Genomic DNA, 502 nt, shown 5'->3' on the forward strand with positions numbered 1-502 from the left:
AATCTCCTTATCCTGCCGTTTAGAGGCCTCAGTAGCCATGTAGTTGTCATATAATTTTTTGGCACTGTCGTAGAATTGATTGCGCACAAACTGATGACGCTTTAGTCGTGATTCATGACTTACATCATTAAGCGAGGAGGACGATTCAATTTCCGTTTTAATCCGTGCCACAAAGCGTTTATCGACCTCGGGTAAATGCTGCCTTTTTTGGCGCATCTGTACTAGTTCTGATTTACTTGATTTGCCCGAAAGCCCGCGCTCAAAGCGACGGCTTGATGCCAGCATAATACCGTTATCTCGGCATTTGTCAGCAAAGCGTTTCCTCATCGTTTGCAGGTATTTTTTTCGGGGGTCAAGTTTCTTTCCCTGAATGGAGCGCATACAAACCACGGCGTGAATATGAGGGTGCTCAGTATCATCATGTTCGACGAATAAATAATCATGCTCGCCCTCGTATTCTTCGCTTAAAAATTCGCGGGTAATCGCCTTAAATTGCCCGCGC

At 45.2% G+C, this 502-nt stretch carries 1 protein-coding gene; it reads right to left on the minus strand.

Annotated features, from left to right (window positions below; all coding sequences use genetic code 11):
- On the minus strand, positions 1-502 hold a 502-nt coding region (locus Lfee_RS07320), incomplete at both ends, for a relaxase/mobilization nuclease domain-containing protein (RefSeq protein ID WP_156413373.1).

The organism is Legionella feeleii (genome assembly GCF_001467625.1).
GTDB lineage: Bacteria > Pseudomonadota > Gammaproteobacteria > Legionellales > Legionellaceae > Tatlockia > Tatlockia feeleii.